Genomic DNA, 18867 nt, shown 5'->3' on the forward strand with positions numbered 1-18867 from the left:
ATTATTTTGATACTTTTTATATATTTAGAAGCACTTTAGTTTTTATTAGCCACTTGTCTAACTTTCTTGTTTTTTTCAATATTTAAACTCTTTGAATCATAACAAACAAATTCTACTGAATTTCCGTCTGGGTCGTAAAAATGAATTGAATGCCAACCGAAAACTTCATAGGTTTCACTTTTAAACTCTATTTCTAATTCTTCCAGTCTTACTTTTTCTGACTCGAAATCTTCTTTTTCGAGTGCAAAAGCAAAATGATGTAGTGTTCCTAAACCATTATCTGACTTTCCTTTTTGTAAACCTTTTGGACCATGAAACCCTTTAGAATTATCAAATATTGCCAAAATTTGAGGATGTCCTTCAAAATCATCAGCAACCTTTAAAAATCTGTTTTTCTTAAAACTAGCATATAATTCAAGTCCAACTACATTGATATAAAATTCAGCTAGAGTATCTACATCAGATGTTCTTAATACTAATTCTCCTAATCGTTTTTTGTTATGTGTCATTTGTTTAGTTTTAAAAATTAATAGGTGTTATAATTACCATTAAATTTAATAGTTTTTATAACACCTATTTAGTGATTAACTAGAATTAGATTCGATGAATCTTAGTGGCTAACTTTTTCTAATAATTTTGGTGCTTCTTTATTTGAGAAATCTATCCAAGGATTTTTTCCCATCCATTTATCTAGTTTAACCGTTGGTTCCTCATAACGCATTACAAACCTTTCTGGGCCATGTGCAAATGCAACTACTAATCCATATTCAGAATCTAAAAATCCACCGTGTGGACTTATCCCTGGGTAACTTATTCTCCAGCCTAAACCATCAATTTTTACATGACCTAAAGTTAATTTTCCAACAATATTATTAGGTAATACAAAAAACCATGTCCAAGGACCACCTGATACAATCGTCATAACTTCATCAATACCTGTTCCTTCATCTGTACTATTTACATGTAATTTTCCAAATTTATCCTGAAGAAAAACGGTTACTTCTGGTGATAATGCTTTCATATCATAAACTTGAGGGTAAGGGGGTCTATCATCTTCTTTAGTAACTAAAGATCCTCCATTTTCTGCTACTGGTTTTCTACCAGCTTTTTCTATTTGGTTAAGTAAACCTTTTCTGTCTAAATGAAAAGCAGCTATTAAATCACTAGTTTCTTTTTTATCTAGAGCTCTTGTTTTTGATATTTCAAGAATTGGTTTTGCAATCTCTGGTAATTCTACTGTGCTTACTCGTACACCAACCGAACTTAATACTGCATTAATATCTACAAGACCAATGGCATCTGCTCTACCATCACTAAATGATAGTTTGATATCTTCTTTAATTTCTTTTTGAGGTGTTACTTTCACTTCTTTTTCAGAATCTTTTTTTGATGTTTTATTAGCACAGCCTGTTGCTACTACTAATAATAATACAGCTATGAATAAGCTACTCAATTTAGTTTTCATAAATTTTGTTTTATTGTTCAATATTTTCATTTTACTTGTTTTTAATTACTATACAAAGGTTGCTCTTATTTGAGATATAAAAATTAAGGTATCTTAAGAAAGGTCAACTATCGTAATTAGCTTGATGCTTCTACTATTTGTTTAATAGCTCTTTTTAATTCTTCATATGATTGTGCTCCAGGAACCTTATGTGTTCCGTTTACAACAACAGTTGGAACACTATGTACTCCAATTCTATTAGCTTGCGTAATTTCAGCTTTAACAGATTTTAGGGTTTCTTCCGATTTAACATCCTTTTTAAATTGTTCAATATTTAAATTCAATTTTTTAGCTATTTCAAGATGTGTTTCATTTGCATCAATGTTTTTTCCTTCTACAAAAAAGGCATGCTGAATAGCATCAAAGAAATCCCAATGTAGATTAATGCCACCTTGATTTTCTGCTGCTTTACTTGCTATTAAACCAGGCATAGAGTATGGGTAATCAAATGTTCTTGACTCCATCAAATCAGTGTCAATTTTTTGATCGCCTTCGTCTAGCCTTACTGCCGCGTGTCTCCAATGGTCCATGATTTGACGTTTCCCTTCTTCTTTTGAACCATATCGACGTACTATGGTTTCTTTGCTAGGAAATAAAGCAAAACTATGATGGTTAACAGTTATGTTAGTGTCATTCTCTGCCAATTTTCTAATACGTGGAGAAAGTACATAACACCATGCACAAATTACGTCATGATAAAAATCTATAGTTACGGTCTTATTAGTATTCATAATTGTTTACTTTTTCAAAAATGCAGAATACATCCATATTAATTTTTCTTGTCCTCTAATATAATCACTCATTAAGGCGTTGGTTCCTTCATCATTCATTTCATCTGTAAAGTCAAGAATTTGTCTTTGTTTGGTGAGGAATATTGTAAATGAAGATAATATATCTTCTACAGCTTTGTAACCGTTAGTTACTTCTGTGTTTTCAGAAATAGACGACTCATTTAAGTACTTTGAAAATTTATGATTTGGAGCATATCCAAGCGTTAAAACTCTTTCAGCTATTTCATCAATTTTTTCAAAAAGATCATTGTATAATTCTTCAAACTTCAGATGTAATTCAAAAAAACTATCTCCTTGAATATTCCAATGAATACCTCTTGTATTCTGATAAAAAATGGAATAATTAGCTAGTAAATCGTTTAAAAGTTCTGCAAGTTTTTCGCTTTTTTTGGCATCAAGACCAATTCTATTTAAGTTGTCCATATTTAATATTTTTATGTTTGTGTTAATTTAATTACTTTATAAAAGCCTGTATAGCTTCATTTAATTTTGAACCCTCAATTGGATCTGATATTGTTAAATTTTCAATATCAAATTTGTTATTAAAATCCCCTAAAGAATACGTGCTAGTTAAATTACCAGCCCAGTATGGTATAAGGTTTCCTAATGTTTGTAAATGTGATGCACCTCCATATTCTCCTGGTGAAGTACTCATTAACAGTACCGGTTTATCTCCAAAAAACTTTTGATCTACTCTTGATAGCCAGTCAATAATATTTTTAAGAAAGGCAGAGAGAAGTCCATTATGTTCTGGTGATGCTATCATAAACCCGTCTGCTTTTGTAAATAATTGAAAGAGTTCTTTTATGGGCTTTGGTATGCCTTCTTCTTCAATTTTTTGGCTATATATAGGAATATTTTTGTCAGATAACTGAACTAAGTTTACTGAATCTTTTGGTAGTTTATTAATTGCTGTAATTAATAACTTTTCGTTGATTGAATTGGGGTTGGTACTACCTGTAAATGCAATGATATTTTTCATCTGTACTATTTTTAATTTAACAGTACAAACTTCTGATTATATCATTGCAAAAAAATTAAGATACCTTAAGAAAGTTTATTGATGTAGGTTTTTTCGAATAGTGCTTAAATGTTCTGGACTAATACCTAGATAAGAAGCTACCATATATTGCGGTACACTTTGTTCTATTTCTCTGTGCTTTTTTATAAAATTTAGATAACGGCTTTCGGCTGTTTCGCTCATCGAATTTATTGTACGATTTAAGTTAGCTACATAGGCTTTTTCCATTTTAATTCTAAAAAATCGTTCCATTGCAGGTACTTTGTTAAAAAGCTTTTCCAATTCATCTCTATGAATTTGCAAAACAGTTGTTGGTTTAAGTGCCTGAATAAAATATTGTGCTGGTGTTTTAGTTAAGTAACTATACAAATCATTAATCCACCAATTCTTTATTCCAAATTGTAGAATATATTCTTGCCCAGCTTCATTGATGTGATATGACCTTAAGCATCCATAAGAAATAAAACGCATATGGTTGGAAGTGTCTCCTTTAAAAAGTAAAATTTCTTTTTTTGTTAAACTTTTAGGTACGAAAGCATCTATAATTAATTCTATATCTTTATTAGAAATAGTAACTAATTCTTTGATGTTTTTTATTAAAGGAGAGTAAATTAGGTCATAGTCAACCATAATACTTTACATATGATTTTAATTAATGTATTTGTAAAAATAGTTTAATTTCTAAAAATCATTATACCTTTTTTTAAGTAATTGGTTTTTGGATTCTAATTTTTGTTTTAACTTATTTATATCATTACTTACTTTTCTCTCTATTACTCGAGCATAAATTTGAGTCGTTACAATTTTAGAATGCTCTAATAATTTTGATACAGTTTCTATAGGTACACCGTTGCTTAAAGTGACAGTAGTAGCGAATGTATGACGTACCATATGAAAGGTTAAATTCTTTTTTATTTCACATAGATCAGCTATTTCTTTTAAATACGCATTGAGTTTTTGATTTGAAATATTAGGGAATAAAGTTTTTGTTTTCCTAGTTTTAATATGCCATCTGTATTTATTTATGAATTTTTCAGCCATTGGTAATATTGGAATTTTAACTTTGTTATGTGTTTTTTGTCTATTAGTTATTATCCAATAATTACCATCTATACCAATAGCAATATTATCTTCGTTGAGGTTCATTACATCAATATAAGACAGACCTGTATAACATCTAAAAATAAATAAGTCTTTGACAAGGTTTAATCTTTCAATTTCGAATTCTTTATCAATAATAGTTTGTAGTTCATCATCACGTAAAAACTCACGTTCTTTTTTGATATATGTGGGTTTAAACTTGATAAAAGGATCTTTGTCTATCCATTCCATTTTGTAAGCCAATGTAACCATTTTACGAAGTCTTTGAATATGTTTCATAATGGTATTGTTCTCCATTTTCTTTTGATGGTCTAGAGGAACATAAGAACGTAGAAATTTTTCAAAATCAACTAAAAAGCGAAATGTTAGTTGTGATAAATAAAGCTCTTGAGTTTTTCTCTTTTCAACCAGGAACAACTTGATATATTTTTGAGTAGTGAAATAATTCTTTAAAGTACCATAGGTTAATGATTCGCTCATTTGCGTATTATGATAATTAACCAAAGTAAGTAAAGAGTATTCTTTGTTGTCTTCTCCTAAAAAACGTGCTTTGATACTTTGAGAACAAATGAAGATTTTTTCTTTTACAAGTTGATCATGGGCTTTATAAACTCGATTTTTAACCAGGTCTAAATATCTATTAAGTAGTCGAGATTCTTGTTTAGTACCTCGTGCTTTTCCTTTATTAGAATCCCATTCAGATATTTTTTACTTTTCGCTTTAAACTAATATTGGCACGTTTTCCGTTTACTGTTATTCGCGCATAGACAGGAGAGCAATTATTAATTGCTCTAGTAGCGTTTATTCAAAATGATAAACTAAAGGTGTTTTGTGATTGCATAGCTGTCGTCTTTAAATTAAACATTCATTCAAGACGAAAGTCAAATCAACTATTTCAAAAACAGAATTTTAAGTATTTGTTCGGTTCACACTTTTTAATTTGTAAACTGTGAACCGAATTAAATCATATAATATTAATTCTTATGATAGTCTAAAAACTACAAAACCTTATTAATCATAAGATTAACAAGGTTTTAGTTGTAATTCATATTACTTTTAGTCGGGGTGGCAGGATTCGAACCTGCGACCTCCTCGTCCCAAACGAGGCGCGATGACCGGGCTACGCTACACCCCGAATTATTTCGGACTGCAAATGTATAAAAAAAAAGTAAACAACAAATAAAAAACATATAAAAATGTAATATTTTTATTCTTTATCGACTTATAATCAAAATATATAATACTAAGAGGATAAAAAACAAAAAACTACTACATTTGTAGTTACTAAATAATACATAGATATGGCAGAAAAAATAAAATGTTTAATCATTGGTTCTGGACCAGCAGGATATACAGCAGCAATTTACGCAGCTAGAGCAGATATGAAACCAGTAATGTATACAGGTATGCAAATGGGAGGTCAATTAACTACTACTACTGAAGTTGATAATTTTCCTGGTTACCCTAATGGTACTGATGGAACTGCTATGATGGAAGATTTAAAAAGTCAAGCTGAAAGATTTGGAACTGAGGTTCGTTTTGGTATGGTAACAAGTGTAGAGTTTTCTGATAAAGAAGGAGGTATTCATAAAGTTATTGTAGATGAAACTACAGAAATTGAAGCAGAAACTGTAATTATTTCTACTGGAGCTACGGCTAAATATTTAGGATTAGAAAGTGAACAACGTTTAATAGGGGGTGGAGTTTCTGCTTGTGCAACTTGTGATGGTTTCTTTTATAAAGGGCAAGATGTTGTTGTAGTTGGTGCAGGAGATACTGCAGCAGAAGAAGCAACATATTTAGCTAATATTTGTAGTAAAGTAACTATTTTGGTTCGTAAAGACTATATGAGAGCTTCTAAAGCGATGCAACACCGTGTTAATAAAACAGAAAATATTACTGTTTTATATAATACTGAAATTGACGAGGTTTTAGGTGATAATGTTGTTGAAGGTGTTAGAGTTGTAAATAACCAAACTGGTGATAAAACTGATATTTCTGTTACTGGAGTGTTTATTGCAATTGGCCATAAACCTAATACGGGTATTTTTAAAGGAGTATTAGATATGGATGATACAGGATATTTAATTACTAACGGAAAATCAACAAAAACAAATATGCCTGGAGTATTTGCTGCAGGTGATGTTCAAGATAAAGAATACAGGCAAGCTGTAACTGCTGCAGGTACTGGTTGTATGGCAGCCTTAGATGCTGAACGTTATTTAGGTGCTTTAGAATAATAAAAAGTATATAAGATATTAAGAAAAAAGAGATTGCTGGAAAGCAATCTTTTTTTTTTGTTACATTTTTTAATTAAAAGGTCTTCCTCATCGTGAAATTAAATGAATGTTTAAAAAAAACAATTAATTTGTAACGTTTTTAAAAAAACAGAGTTTATCAGTTTGTAAAATCAACTAACACAATTAAAACTTGGAAACATTATCAGATAATTCATTAATGCTGAAGGTGAAACATGGTGAAAACCATAAACTAGGATTGTTGTATGAAAGGTATAAAAGACGATTATTTGGTTTTTTTTATCAAATGAACAAGGATGCTAGTTTAAGTGAAGATTTAGTGCAAAATGTATTTATTAGGGTTTTAAAATATAAGCATACCTATACAGAAGAAAGTAAGTTTATTACCTGGATATTTCAAATAGCAAGAAATGTAAACTACGATAATTTTAAAAAAATCAAAAAACACCAACATAAAAATATAGAAGAAGTAGATTATACATTAAATGGTTATGATGATATACAAAAAGATATTGAAACATCAGAAAACACATTTATTTTAAAAAAAGCAATGCAATTATTATCTAATGAAAAAAGAGAGTTTTTAACTTTAAGTAAGTTTAAAGAATTGAAATATAAAGAGGTTGGACAAATAATGGGGTGTACTGAAGGAGCGGCTAGAACAAAAGTTCATAGAGCTTTACAAGAATTAAAAGAAGTTTATTTAACCTTAGATAAAAGATAAGATGATGGATTATAAAGAATATAAAAATACAATTATAGATTATTTGTCAGAAAATTTATCTGAAGTTAAAAAACATGAGTTTGAGAGCTTTCTTAAGATGAATCCGCAGCATAGAGAAGAATTTGATCAGATGAAGTCATTTTGGAGTATTGAAGAATCTACTCCAGAACCTAGCACAGCAATGGACGTGAAATTCTATACAATGTTAAATGCTGAAGAGCAGAAGAAAGAAAGTGTATCACTTTTAAAAAGAATAGAAACTTTTTTATTAGGGAGCGTAACAAAACAACTCGCATATACAGTGGTGATTTTGGTTGCAGGTTTTTTTATTGGTAAACAAATGACTAGTTCTTCAGGAGTATCAGAAGACTCAATAAAATATGCGCAAAAAGAAACAGAAAATGTACGTTCACAATTGGTGTTAGCATTACTAGAGCAACCGTCTGCAAATAAACGATTACAAGCAGTAAATGAGGCCAATAAACTCAATGAGGTAACAGAAACTATAATAAAAGCATTGTTTTCTACACTGAATAATGATACAAATGTAAATGTAAGATTATCAGCTGTTGAAGCATTGGGTAATTATACCGATATACCAATAGTAAGAGAAGGATTAATAGCATCAATTTCACTTCAAAAAGCACCTTTAGTACAAATAGCTTTAGCAGATTTAATGGTGATTTTACAAGAGAAAAAAGCTGTAAAATCATTTAAAAAACTGATAGAAAAAGAAGATGTAAATGAAAGTGCAAAAGAAAAAATGAAAGAAAGTATTCAACAAATTATTTAATATAAAATATTTATAAGATTGATGTAGATGGCATATCCTAGGCAAGCTTTTTACAGAAATACCCAAAAGTCATTCATCAAAAAACGAATAAATATGAAATTTTTAAAACTAATTACAATTACTGTCATTTTATGTTGCTCAAATGCAATGTTGGGACAAAAACAAAAAAGCAATAAAAAACTAAAAAGTACGCATACTTTAAAAAAAGAATTACAATTTACAAACGCCTCTTTAGAAAATATATTGGTTGTAGATAATGTATACGGATCTATCGATGTAGAAGGATATAATGGTTCTACAATTCAGGTTGAAGCTACTAGAACAGTTTATGCTGATAATGAAGAAGATTTAAAAAAAGGTGAAAAAGAAATAGGAATTAAATCGTCTAAAAAAGGAAATGCAATTTATGTGTATTTAGATTCTCCTTATTCTCACTTTGATATTGAAACTGGTAATTTTGAGCATAGAGAATTTAATTTTAATAATAGGCGAAGCTACAAGCATAGAACTAAGAGAATGTATAAGTACGTTTTAAATTTTAAAATTAAAATACCGAAAAAGGCAAGTGTAGATTTAAAAGCTATTAATAAAGGAAATATAACTGTAGAAAATGTACATGGAAAATTATTGATTGCTCATAATATTAATGGAGCAATTAGTTTACAAAATGTATCAGGAAAAACTGATGTAAATGCCTTGAATAAAAATATAGATATAACCTATGCAGAGAACCCTAAAGAAGAAAGTTGGTATCGTTCTTTAAATGGTGATATTACTATAAAGTTTATAAAAGATTTAGATGCAACAATTAGTTACAAGACGATGAATGGAAAGTTTTATACGAATTTTGATGTTGAAAAAACAGTACCAAAAATTAAGAAAACCAAAGAAAGTAAAAGAAAAAAAGTAAAGTATAAAATAGATTCGAATTCGAATTTTAAAATTGGAAAAGGAAATGTGCATTTACATTTTAATCAGTTAAACGGAGACGCAATCGTAAAAAAATAAAAAAATGAATACAAAAAATATAAAATTAGTACTTGTTAGTATGTTGTTTTTATTAACAACGAATATTATAGCTCAAGAAACTGTTAGAGTTCCCTTAACAAACCCAGGGAAACCAGGAGTTTTAAAAATGGGAATTATTAATGGATCAATTACTGTAAAAGGAACATCTAGTAAAGAAGTCATTATAAAAGGAACAAAAAAGGAAGGAGATATCCGTCATGGATCGAGACATAAAAGAAAGAGTTCTAAAAAAGGGTTAAAAAGAATATCTAATACTTCTTTAGAGTTTAGTGCAGAAGAGTTTGATAATATAGTACGAGTAAATAGTTCGCCACAAGGAACAACAGATTTTGAAATACAGGTACCTAGGAATTTTTCATTAAAAATATCAACTATAAATAGAGGGTTTATTTTAGTAGAGAATGTAAATGGCTCTATGGATATTAGTAACGTAAATGGAAAAATTACATTAAAAGATGTTAGTGGATCTGTAAGCGCAGATGCTTTAAATAAAGACATTGTAGTTAATTTTTTAAAAGTAACTCCAAATACAGCAATGGCGTTTAGTAGTTTAAATGGAGATATAGATATTACTTTTCCTAAAAAAATTAAAGCAGATATAAAAGTAAAATCAGATAGAGGTGAAATTTATACCGATTTTGATTTAAAAGCAAAACCATCTAAAGCAAAAGTTACAAAAGGAAACTCTAAACGAGGAAATGCATATCGTGTGAAAGTTGAAAAATGGATTAAAGGATCTATCAATGGAGGAGGACCAGAGTTTTTATTTAAGAACTTTAATGGAGATGTTATTATTAGAGCTAACTAAGTTAATAATTAAGGTTATATGCAAAAAAAGAGATTGCTTTTATAGCAATCTCTTTTTTGTTATGTAAAAAGTAAAATCAGAATTAAGCTGTAACTGAAGCTTTCATTGATTTTCTATATAAAAAAGAATTAAAAATATTTCTTTTACCAAAGTTGTTTATTGATTTGGCATTTATAAATTTCCCAAAAAGTATACGATTAACACCAAAGTATTCGTATGTGTTTCCGTCAGTAAAAGTAACTTCCAAACGCATACTTTTGTGTTGGTAGTCTGCAACTTGGAATTCTGTAATAGTGGTTTTATAAGCCTCTAAATTAGCTTCTTTAGTCTCAGGAGCAATACTCACTAAAAAATGATAAGCATCAATTATTTTAGTACTCATTTCTCCAGCCTCTTCTTTTTTATCTTCGTCTTGAAATTTATCAGGGTGCCATTCTTTTACTAACCCTCTGTAGGTAGTTTTTAATTCTTTTAAATTAATGGCTCCTTCTACTTTAAATAACTTCTTATATTCTTTAATTCGCTTCATGATTGTTCTGTTTTCAGAATTGCGTGCAAAAGTACTGGTATTAAATAAATTATAGTATGTTTTTTTATTGTTTATGCTAAAAAAGTTTAGTTATTAAAAATAAGCAAGTTCTTCTTCTTCTTTTTCATGTAATGAAAAAGCTACATCTTTAATAAAATGATCTATTTGATCTTTAGTAACATTAGGCATACAAATTATATGTGTAATATCATCTTCAGTAGCTAATTGCCATTTTTCTTTGATAGTATTAGACATTTTAGGTAATACAACAGTTATAGCTCCTGGATTTCTCCATGCATTAACACCAATTTTAAGTAATTCTTGATTACAATATTTGGCAACTTCTAAACTGTGATTATATCTAGCTTTCAAACCATCTATGCCAAGTTTATTTATTGCATACCATAAAAATAATGGACTATGTCCGTTTCTTGAGCCTGTTATAGTTGTATCTAAAGAGCCAATGTATGAAATACCTTTTGATACACGATCACGTAAAGAGCGCCTGGTAACAATAACTCCAGCAGGTATTGGTGAGCCTATAAATTTATGCCCGCTAATTGAAATACTATCAGCACCATCCATAAAATCAAAAGGAATTTTTGGTTCAACAAATGCTCCAAATGATCCTGCAAGTGCTCCATCACAATGAATATAATGATCTTGAATGGCTAATTTTTTTAAAATACCCTTTACTTTAGAAACATCATCCTTTGCTTCTTTCATTGTGGTACCGTAAGTGGTTAAAACAATTGCAGGCTTATGTCTGTTAAATTTTAAAGTTTCTTCTAAATCGTTATAATCTATTTCTCCATTTTCTTGTGAGCGAATAACAATACTTGGGATATTTAATAAATGGATATTTTTTTTAACACTATAATGCGTAGATTCTGAGTAATAAACCATCGCTTTTGGATACATTTCTCTAGCAATATATAAACCATACAAATTACTTTCCGACCCTCCATTGGTAACATATCCCCAGTAATCTTTTGGATTTGCTCTAAATAATTTTGCGAAAAAATTTACAACTTCTCGTTCAATTTCATGAGTCTGTACTTTGTAGGTACTGTCTTCAAATGGATCTCCAAGATTATTAATAGGGTATTTTAAAAACTCGTAAAGTTCTGAATAATCAAAATCTTTAGATACTGGATAGCCTAAAAAAGTATCTCTAGCTTTAGTAATCTTCTCTAAAAGCTGGTTAAGACGTTCTTGTTGTGTAGTAGCTTTCATGATTATTAATTTTATGTGTTTTTGTTTTCATGCAAATCTATAGTTTATTAGAATTTTAATCTAGTTATAGTATTAATTAAGAAAATAAATCTTTTTTATTTGTTTTTAAAGATTATTGTTACTTTTGGAGAGGTCGAAAATTATTAGATTTAGAAAAGAGTTCTTTTATGGATAAAATAGACAGAGAAATACTAATGCATTTACAAGAAAATGCTAAGCAGAATACTAAAGAAATAGCTACAAAAATTGGTTTAACAGTAACGCCAACCTATGAAAGAATTAAAAAGTTAGAGCAAAGTGGTTTTGTAAAAAAATATGTTGCTTTATTAGATAGAAATCTTATTGGTAAACAAATAATAGCTTATTGTCAAATTACATTATTCAAACATCAAAAAGAGTTGATTGATTCTTTTAAGGAAAATATTTTAAGTCTTCCAGAAGTAATGGAGTGTCACCATGTATCTGGTAATTTTGATTTCTTATTAAAAGTAGCAGTAAATGATATGAACCAATTTCAAGGATTAATTAACGACAAACTTTCGGTATTCGAAGGAATCTCAACTATACAAAGCTCATTTGTTATGAATTCTTTTAAAGACACTACAGTGTTTTATTTATAAAATTATTATTTTCTATTTGCTTTTGAGTATTCGTCTAATTTTTCTTTTTCTTTTGCAGTTAGTTTGTCAATACCTTTTTTATGGATTTTTTCAAGTAAAAGATTAAATTCTTTTTTATTTAGTGCTCTTTCTTCGTTGTATTTTTCATCAATAGTTTGATGCTTTTTTTGAGTTTTAAAAGGATTATCAACGAGCAATAAATGAGGTTTTACCAAAATAAAAAAGATAAATATTAATGTTGGTACAAGAGAAAGTAGAATAGGGATGTAGTTTTGGATTAATGAACTAGGGCTAATTATAATTGCTGTAATCATTCCTATTACTGCTCCTCCTAAATGAGCTTCATGCCCTATATTATCATTATTAGATTTAATACCATAAATTGTATAGCTAATGTATAAAAGACCAAATAACCAACCAGGAATTGATACCGGTAAAAATAAAATACCTACTCCAATGTTAGGAATTAAAGCTATTGAAGCAAATATAACTCCACAAACAGCTCCAGAAGCACCTACAGCACTATACTTTCCATGGTTTTTATGAATCAATAAAGCGAATAAATTCCCTGCAAGTAAGCTAGTAAAGTATATTAAAGCAAAGTAAATAGATCCTAATCGAAGTTCTAAACTCGCTCCAAAAGAATATAAACTAAACATATTAAAGATAAGGTGAGTCCAGTTTACATGTAAAAAACCAGAACTTATTAGCCTTTTATAATCTTTGTTGATTAATATTTTGTCAACCTGAAATTTATAGGTATTTAAAAATTGCCAATTTTCAAAACCTTGATAAGAAACAAAGCCATTAGCAATTAATATAAGTAATCCGACAGTTCCAATATCTGGCATTATTTGTATTTGTTTTTTTAGTTATTTCCAATGATTTTATGGGCTATGTAAAACCCATATTCAAAGATAAATATTTATAAGAAAAAAGACCGTCAAAAACTAATTTAACGATCTTTTAAACAAACAACTAAATTCTAAAACCTATGAAAGTTAAAGAAGGTTTTTATACTCTTTCGAGTAAATATTTTTAGAAGCAGTATTTATTTTCTGCTTTTAATTTTTCTGCGATTGTATTACGTAATTCAACGATATTAGGGTAGTTAGCATATTTTGTAAAACGCTTTAATCCCATTAACATCATGCGCTGCTCATCACCTTCAGCAAAAGAAATGATTCCTTCTTTAGCGTTTTTAGTAATAATGTCAACAGCATTGTATAAATATAATTGAGTCATAGCAATTTGTTCTTTTTGAGAAGCTTCACCAGAACGTTTCACGTTTTTCTCAGTTCTCAAAATAGCAGACTCTGCCATGTATGTTTCAATTAAAATATTTGAAGCAGCTGTTAATAATTGTTGATGTTGCTCTAATTCTGGTCCAAATTTTTGGATAGCAGCACCAGCAACCATTAAGAATACTTTCTTTAATTTACCAATAATCTCTTTCTCTTCAGCAAATAATTCAGAATAATCAGGTGTATCAAAAGAAGGAATACCTAATAACTCTTCACCAACAGCCATAGCAGGATTTAATAAATCTACATGACCTTTCATTGCTTTTTTAACTAACATTCCAACAGAAAGTAATCTGTTAATTTCATTAGTTCCTTCATAAATACGAGCAATACGAGCATCTCTCCAAGCAGACTCCATAGGAGTTTCTTCTGAGAATCCCATACCTCCAAAAATTTGAATTCCCTCATCAGCACAATTTTGTACGTCTTCAGAAACAGCAACTTTTAAAATAGAACATTCTATAGCATACTCTTCAACACCTTTTAATTCAGCTTCTTGATGAGTATTTCCTTCTGATTCACGAATAGTAATTCTATCTTCAATGTTTTTAGCAGCTCTGTATGATGCAGATTCACCAACATATGCATTAGTAGCCATTTCAGCTAACTTAGATTTGATAGCTCCAAATTCAGAAATAGGAGTTTTAAATTGCTTACGTTCGTTAGCGTATTTTACACCTTCAGTAATGATTCTACGTTGAGAATCTAAACAAGCAGCAGCTAATTTAATACGCCCTACATTTAACGCATTCATGGCAATTTTAAATCCACCACCACGAACAGATAACATGTTTTCAACTGGTACTAAAGTATCATTAAAAAATACTTGACGTGTTGAAGAAGCACGAATACCTAATTTATGCTCTTCTTCACCTAATGTAACACCATTAGGGTTGTTTTTATCATATTCTAATATAAAACCAGTAATGTTTTTATCATCACCAATACGAGCAAAAACGATAAAGATTTCAGCAAAACCTGCATTTGAAATCCACATTTTTTGACCGTTAATTTTATAGTTTTTACCATCTTCTGTTAATTCAGCAGTGGTTTTTCCAGAGTTTGCATCTGATCCAGCACCAGGCTCAGTTAAACAGTAAGCACCAAAGCGCTCACCCATTGCTAAAGCAGGAACAAATTTTTGTTTTTGTTCTTCAGTACCGTATAAGGTAATAGGCATAGTACCAATACCAGTATGCGCACCAAAAGCAGTACTAAAAGATCCAGTTCCACTAGAAATATAGTCACAAGTAAGCATTGTAGAAACAAATCCCATTCCTAAGCCTCCGTAAGCTTCAGGAACAGATACTCCTAAGAAACCTAATTCACCAGCTTTACGCATAGTTTCTTCAGTTAAAGCATAATCTTTAGCCTCGAAACGAGTTTTATGTGGAATGATTTCACGATCGTTAAATTCCATAACGGCCTCTTTCATCATTCTCTGCTCCTCAGAAAAATCTTCAGGAGTAAATATATCTTCGCAATTAGTTTCTTTTACTAGGAATTGCCCACCTCTTAATAAATCTGACATTTTGTTTTGTTTTTTTAGTTTAAGAATTCAAAAATACCTGCTGCACCTTGTCCAGTTCCTACGCACATAGTTACCATTCCGTATTTTCCTTGCATGTTACGCTTACGCATTTCATCAAATAATTGAACTGATAATTTAGCTCCAGTACAACCTAAAGGATGTCCTAATGCAATTGCACCACCATTTACATTAATGATGTCTGCATTTAATCCTAATTCACGAATTACAGCTAATGATTGAGAAGCAAATGCTTCATTTAATTCAATTAAGCTAATATCTTCTTGTTTTAATCCTGCTTGTTTTAATGCTTTTGGAATAGCAGCAACTGGTCCAATTCCCATAATTCTAGGAGGTACCCCAGCGGCAGCATAACTAACCATACGAGCAATTGGTTTTAGGTTTAATTCCTTAACCATTTCTTCGCTCATTACCATTACAAAAGCAGCACCATCACTAGTTTGAGAAGAGTTACCAGCAGTAACACTTCCATTAGTAGCAAATACTGGACGTAAACGCTCTAAACCAGCAATGTTTGAACCTTTACGAGGTCCTTCGTCTTTAGTTACTGTATATTTTCTTGTTGCTCTTTTACCTTTAGCATCTATATAAGTTTCTTCAACTTCTATAGGAACAATTTGGTCTTGAAAACGATTTTCTTCTTGAGCTTTTAATGCTTTTAAATGTGAGTTTAAAGCAAATTCATCTTGATCTTTACGAGAGATATTGTATTTCTGAGCAACTTCTTCAGCAGTATTACCCATTCCCCAATAATAATCAGCATGACCAGCAGCTACTGTATCGTAATTTAATTCTGGTTTAAACCCTGTCATTGGTACAGAACTCATACTTTCTGCTCCACCAGCAATCACACAATCAGCCATTCCTGATTGAATTTTTGCAACTGCCATACCAATAGTTTCTAATCCTGAAGAACAAAAACGATTAACGGTAACACCTGGAACGTCTTCAATTTTTAAACCCATTAAAGAAATTAAACGAGCCATATTTAAACCTTGAGAACCTTCTGGCATTGCATTACCAACAATTACATCATCAATACGTTTTTTATCGAACTCAGGTAACTGCTCCATCATATATTCGATAGTTTCAGCAGCTAATTCATCAGCTCTTTTAAATCTGAACGCACCTCTTTTAGATTTTCCTACGGCGGTTCTATATCCTTTTACTATATATGCTGTTTTCATTTTTCTTAGTTTCTTAATGGTTTACCAGTTTTTAACATGTGCTGAATACGCTCTAATGTTTTGCGCTCTGTACATAAACTTAAGAACGCTTCACGCTCTATGTTTAATAAATATTGTTCAGAAACTTTTGTTGGTTCTGATAAATCTCCACCTGCCATTACATAAGCTAACTTATTGGCAATTTTTTGGTCATGCTCAGAGATAAACTTACTAGCTTGCATTGAATCGGTAGCAACCATAAATGCACCTAAAGCTTGTTTACCTAATACTAAAACATCTTCACGTTTTACGGGTTGTGTATAACCAGCTTCTGCTAATAAAACAGCATGCTTTTTAGCTTGTGCAATTTGACGTTCTTTATTTACAACAACAACATCTTTTCCTTTTTGTAATAAGCCTAAGTCAAAAGCTTCATAAGCTGAAGTTGATACTTTTGCCATACCTATAGTTAAGAAATATTCTTGAAGTACATTTAATTGTACATCTCCTGTACGGAAAGTGTCTGATGCTCTTAAAGCCATCTCTTTAGAACCACCTCCACCAGGGATAACTCCAACTCCAAACTCAACTAATCCCATGTATGTTTCAGCAGCAGCAACTACTTTATCAGCATGTAATGATAATTCACATCCACCACCTAAAGCCATACCATGAGGTGCAGAAATTGTTGGGATTGATGAATAACGCATACGCATCATAGTATCTTGGAAATACTTAATAGCCATATTTAATTCATCATACTCTTGCTCAACTGCCATCATAAAAATCATTCCTATGTTAGCACCTACTGAGAAGTTTGCCGCTTGATTACCAACTACTAATCCTTGAAAGTCTTTTTCTGCTAAATCAATTGCTTTGTTTAATCCAGCTAAAACATCTCCACCTATAGTGTTCATTTTAGATTGGAATTCACAATTTAAAATACCATTTCCTATATCTTCAATAACTACTCCTGAGTTTTTAAATACCTCATTTGTTTTACGAATATTATCTAAGATGATAAATGAATCTTGACCAGGCTTTTTAGTTTGAACTTTTGCATTTACATCATAGTAATAAGTTGCTCCTTCTTTAACTGAATAGAAAGAAGATGAACCTTTTGCTAACATTTCAACAACCCAAGCAGCAGGCTCTTTACCTTCAGCTTTCATTAATTCGATACCTTTTTCTACTCCTACAGCATCCCAAATTTCGAAAGGTCCATTTTCCCATCCGAAACCAGCTTTCATGGCATCGTCAATTTTGTATAATTCATCAGATATCTCTGGAATTCTATTTTGAACATACGCAAACATAGCTGCGAAATTCTTACGGTAAAATTCACCCGCTTTATCTTTTCCTCCAACTAATACTTTAAAACGATCAATTGGTTTGTCAATGGTTTTTGTTAATTCTAAAGTAGCAAACTTTGCACGTTTTTTAGAACGATATTCCATCGTGTCTAAGTCTAATGATAAAATTTCCTTTTTACCTTCAGCATTCACTGATTTTTTGTAGAAACCTTGTTTAGTTTTACTCCCTAACCATTTGTTTTCCATCATGGTGTTGATGAAATCAGGAAGCTTAAATAAATCATGAGCTTCATCATTTGGGCAGTTTTCATAAATACCATTAGCAACATGTACTAAAGTATCAAGACCTACAACATCAACAGTTCTAAAAGTAGCCGATTTTGGACGACCAATTACAGGACCAGTTAATTTATCAACTTCTTCAATAGTTAATCCTAATTCTTTTACTTGATGAAATAAAGATTGAATTCCGAAAATTCCAATTCTATTTCCTATAAAAGCTGGGGTATCTTTAGCTAAAACAGAAGTTTTTCCTAAAAACTTAGAACCATAATCCATTAAGAAGTCAGTAACTTCTTGTTTACATTGAGGACCAGGAACAACTTCAAATAATTTTAAATAACGAGGAGGATTAAAAAAGTGAGTTACTGCAAAATGTTTTTGAAAATCTTCACTTCTTCCTTCATTCATAAACTTGATAGGAATTCCTGAAGTATTTGAAGAGATAATAGTACCAGGAGTACGGTGTTTTTCAACTTGTTCAAAAACACTTTGTTTTATGTCTAAGCGTTCAACAACAACCTCCATTATCCAATCTACATCTTTAATTTTATGTAAATCGTCATCAATATTACCAGTGGTAATTCTATCTGCAAATTTTTTACTGTAAATAGGAGATGGTTTTGATTTTAAAGAAGCGGTTAGTGCATCGTTAACCAAACGGTTACGTACAGCTTTGTCTTCTAAAGTCAATCCTTTTGCTTTTTCTTTGTCATTAAGTTCACGAGGAACTATATCTAATAATAATACTTCAACGCCAATATTAGCAAAATGACATGCAATACCAGATCCCATAATTCCAGAACCTATAATCGCTACTTTTTTAATTCTTCTTGTCATTA

20 protein-coding genes and 1 tRNA gene are annotated in these 18867 nt (G+C 30.5%); 6 read left to right on the forward strand and 15 right to left on the reverse strand.

The window, feature by feature from the left end:
- Positions 1-35 precede the first annotated feature (35 nt).
- The 9 genes from DS884_RS17935 to DS884_RS17970 all read right to left on the reverse strand — a co-directional run bounded on the left by DS884_RS17935 (position 36) and on the right by DS884_RS17970 (position 5552).
- Positions 36-509 (reverse strand): VOC family protein, encoded by a 474-nt coding sequence (locus tag DS884_RS17935; RefSeq protein WP_113787743.1) that lies wholly within the window; start codon positions 507-509, stop codon positions 36-38.
- Positions 510-610: 101 nt separating this feature from the next.
- On the reverse strand, positions 611-1465 hold the full coding sequence (locus tag DS884_RS17940; RefSeq protein ID WP_199488232.1) for a hypothetical protein: 855 nt from the start codon (positions 1463-1465) through the stop codon (positions 611-613).
- Positions 1466-1581: 116 nt separating this feature from the next.
- A complete protein-coding gene (locus tag DS884_RS17945; RefSeq protein WP_113787744.1) occupies positions 1582-2235 on the reverse strand; it encodes a DsbA family protein in 654 nt (217 codons plus the stop codon).
- Positions 2236-2241: 6 nt separating this feature from the next.
- The gene (locus tag DS884_RS17950; protein ID WP_113787745.1) at positions 2242-2718 is read right to left on the reverse strand and encodes a Dps family protein; all 477 of its coding nucleotides are present in this window, start codon (positions 2716-2718) and stop codon (positions 2242-2244) included.
- Between the two features lie 31 nt (positions 2719-2749).
- Positions 2750-3277, reverse strand: a complete 528-nt coding sequence (locus DS884_RS17955) for an NADPH-dependent FMN reductase (RefSeq protein WP_113787746.1) — start codon at positions 3275-3277, stop codon at positions 2750-2752.
- Positions 3278-3352: 75 nt separating this feature from the next.
- The gene (locus DS884_RS17960; protein WP_113787747.1) at positions 3353-3946 is read right to left on the reverse strand and encodes a Crp/Fnr family transcriptional regulator; all 594 of its coding nucleotides are present in this window, start codon (positions 3944-3946) and stop codon (positions 3353-3355) included.
- 51 nt (positions 3947-3997) lie between these two features.
- A complete protein-coding gene (locus DS884_RS17965; RefSeq protein ID WP_233487188.1) occupies positions 3998-4897 on the reverse strand; it encodes a site-specific integrase in 900 nt (299 codons plus the stop codon).
- A gap of 217 nt (positions 4898-5114) precedes the next feature.
- Positions 5115-5222: a hypothetical protein gene (locus tag DS884_RS18820; RefSeq protein ID WP_410529737.1), complete on the reverse strand. Its 108-nt coding sequence runs from the start codon at positions 5220-5222 to the stop codon at positions 5115-5117.
- A gap of 255 nt (positions 5223-5477) precedes the next feature.
- Positions 5478-5552, reverse strand: a tRNA-Pro gene (locus DS884_RS17970).
- 166 nt (positions 5553-5718) lie between these two features.
- Here DS884_RS17970 and trxB point away from each other — a divergent pair.
- The 5 genes from trxB to DS884_RS17995 all read left to right on the forward strand — a co-directional run bounded on the left by trxB (position 5719) and on the right by DS884_RS17995 (position 10029).
- The gene (trxB, locus tag DS884_RS17975) at positions 5719-6657 is read left to right on the forward strand and encodes a thioredoxin-disulfide reductase (RefSeq protein ID WP_113787748.1); all 939 of its coding nucleotides are present in this window, start codon (positions 5719-5721) and stop codon (positions 6655-6657) included.
- 190 nt (positions 6658-6847) lie between these two features.
- On the forward strand, positions 6848-7399 hold the full coding sequence (locus tag DS884_RS17980; protein WP_093869111.1) for an RNA polymerase sigma factor: 552 nt from the start codon (positions 6848-6850) through the stop codon (positions 7397-7399).
- A 1-nt stretch (position 7400) separates the two neighbouring features.
- Complete coding sequence (locus tag DS884_RS17985; RefSeq protein WP_113787749.1) at positions 7401-8192, forward strand: HEAT repeat domain-containing protein; 792 nt, start codon at positions 7401-7403, stop codon at positions 8190-8192.
- Between the two features lie 93 nt (positions 8193-8285).
- Positions 8286-9200 carry a hypothetical protein gene (locus DS884_RS17990; RefSeq protein ID WP_147239427.1) on the forward strand — a complete coding sequence of 305 codons (915 nt, stop codon included), beginning with the start codon at positions 8286-8288 and terminating at the stop codon, positions 9198-9200.
- A gap of 4 nt (positions 9201-9204) precedes the next feature.
- Positions 9205-10029, forward strand: a complete 825-nt coding sequence (locus tag DS884_RS17995) for a DUF4097 family beta strand repeat-containing protein (protein WP_113787751.1) — start codon at positions 9205-9207, stop codon at positions 10027-10029.
- Between the two features lie 82 nt (positions 10030-10111).
- Here the strand turns inward: DS884_RS17995 and DS884_RS18000 are convergent, their stop codons facing one another.
- Together DS884_RS18000 and DS884_RS18005 are read right to left on the reverse strand one after the other, a co-directional pair.
- Positions 10112-10558 (reverse strand): KTSC domain-containing protein, encoded by a 447-nt coding sequence (locus tag DS884_RS18000; protein ID WP_093869107.1) that lies wholly within the window; start codon positions 10556-10558, stop codon positions 10112-10114.
- 93 nt (positions 10559-10651) lie between these two features.
- Positions 10652-11794 carry a histidine decarboxylase gene (locus tag DS884_RS18005; RefSeq protein ID WP_093869106.1) on the reverse strand — a complete coding sequence of 381 codons (1143 nt, stop codon included), beginning with the start codon at positions 11792-11794 and terminating at the stop codon, positions 10652-10654.
- A 167-nt stretch (positions 11795-11961) separates the two neighbouring features.
- Between DS884_RS18005 and DS884_RS18010 the strand changes: the two genes are divergently transcribed.
- Positions 11962-12414: an Lrp/AsnC family transcriptional regulator gene (locus DS884_RS18010; protein ID WP_113787752.1), complete on the forward strand. Its 453-nt coding sequence runs from the start codon at positions 11962-11964 to the stop codon at positions 12412-12414.
- A 5-nt stretch (positions 12415-12419) separates the two neighbouring features.
- Here the strand turns inward: DS884_RS18010 and DS884_RS18015 are convergent, their stop codons facing one another.
- The 4 genes from DS884_RS18015 to DS884_RS18030 all read right to left on the reverse strand — a co-directional run bounded on the left by DS884_RS18015 (position 12420) and on the right by DS884_RS18030 (position 18865).
- The gene (locus tag DS884_RS18015) at positions 12420-13265 is read right to left on the reverse strand and encodes a rhomboid family intramembrane serine protease (RefSeq protein ID WP_113787753.1); all 846 of its coding nucleotides are present in this window, start codon (positions 13263-13265) and stop codon (positions 12420-12422) included.
- A gap of 187 nt (positions 13266-13452) precedes the next feature.
- Positions 13453-15249, reverse strand: coding sequence for an acyl-CoA dehydrogenase family protein (locus DS884_RS18020; protein ID WP_113787754.1), 1797 nt, complete (start codon positions 15247-15249; stop codon positions 13453-13455).
- Positions 15250-15263: 14 nt separating this feature from the next.
- The gene (locus DS884_RS18025) at positions 15264-16454 is read right to left on the reverse strand and encodes an acetyl-CoA C-acyltransferase (protein ID WP_093869102.1); all 1191 of its coding nucleotides are present in this window, start codon (positions 16452-16454) and stop codon (positions 15264-15266) included.
- 5 nt (positions 16455-16459) lie between these two features.
- The gene (locus DS884_RS18030; protein WP_113787755.1) at positions 16460-18865 is read right to left on the reverse strand and encodes a 3-hydroxyacyl-CoA dehydrogenase/enoyl-CoA hydratase family protein; all 2406 of its coding nucleotides are present in this window, start codon (positions 18863-18865) and stop codon (positions 16460-16462) included.
- Positions 18866-18867: the final 2 nt, after the last annotated feature.

Origin of the sequence: Tenacibaculum sp. E3R01 (assembly GCF_003318185.1) — a bacterium.
Lineage (GTDB): Bacteria > Bacteroidota > Bacteroidia > Flavobacteriales > Flavobacteriaceae > Polaribacter > Polaribacter halocynthiae.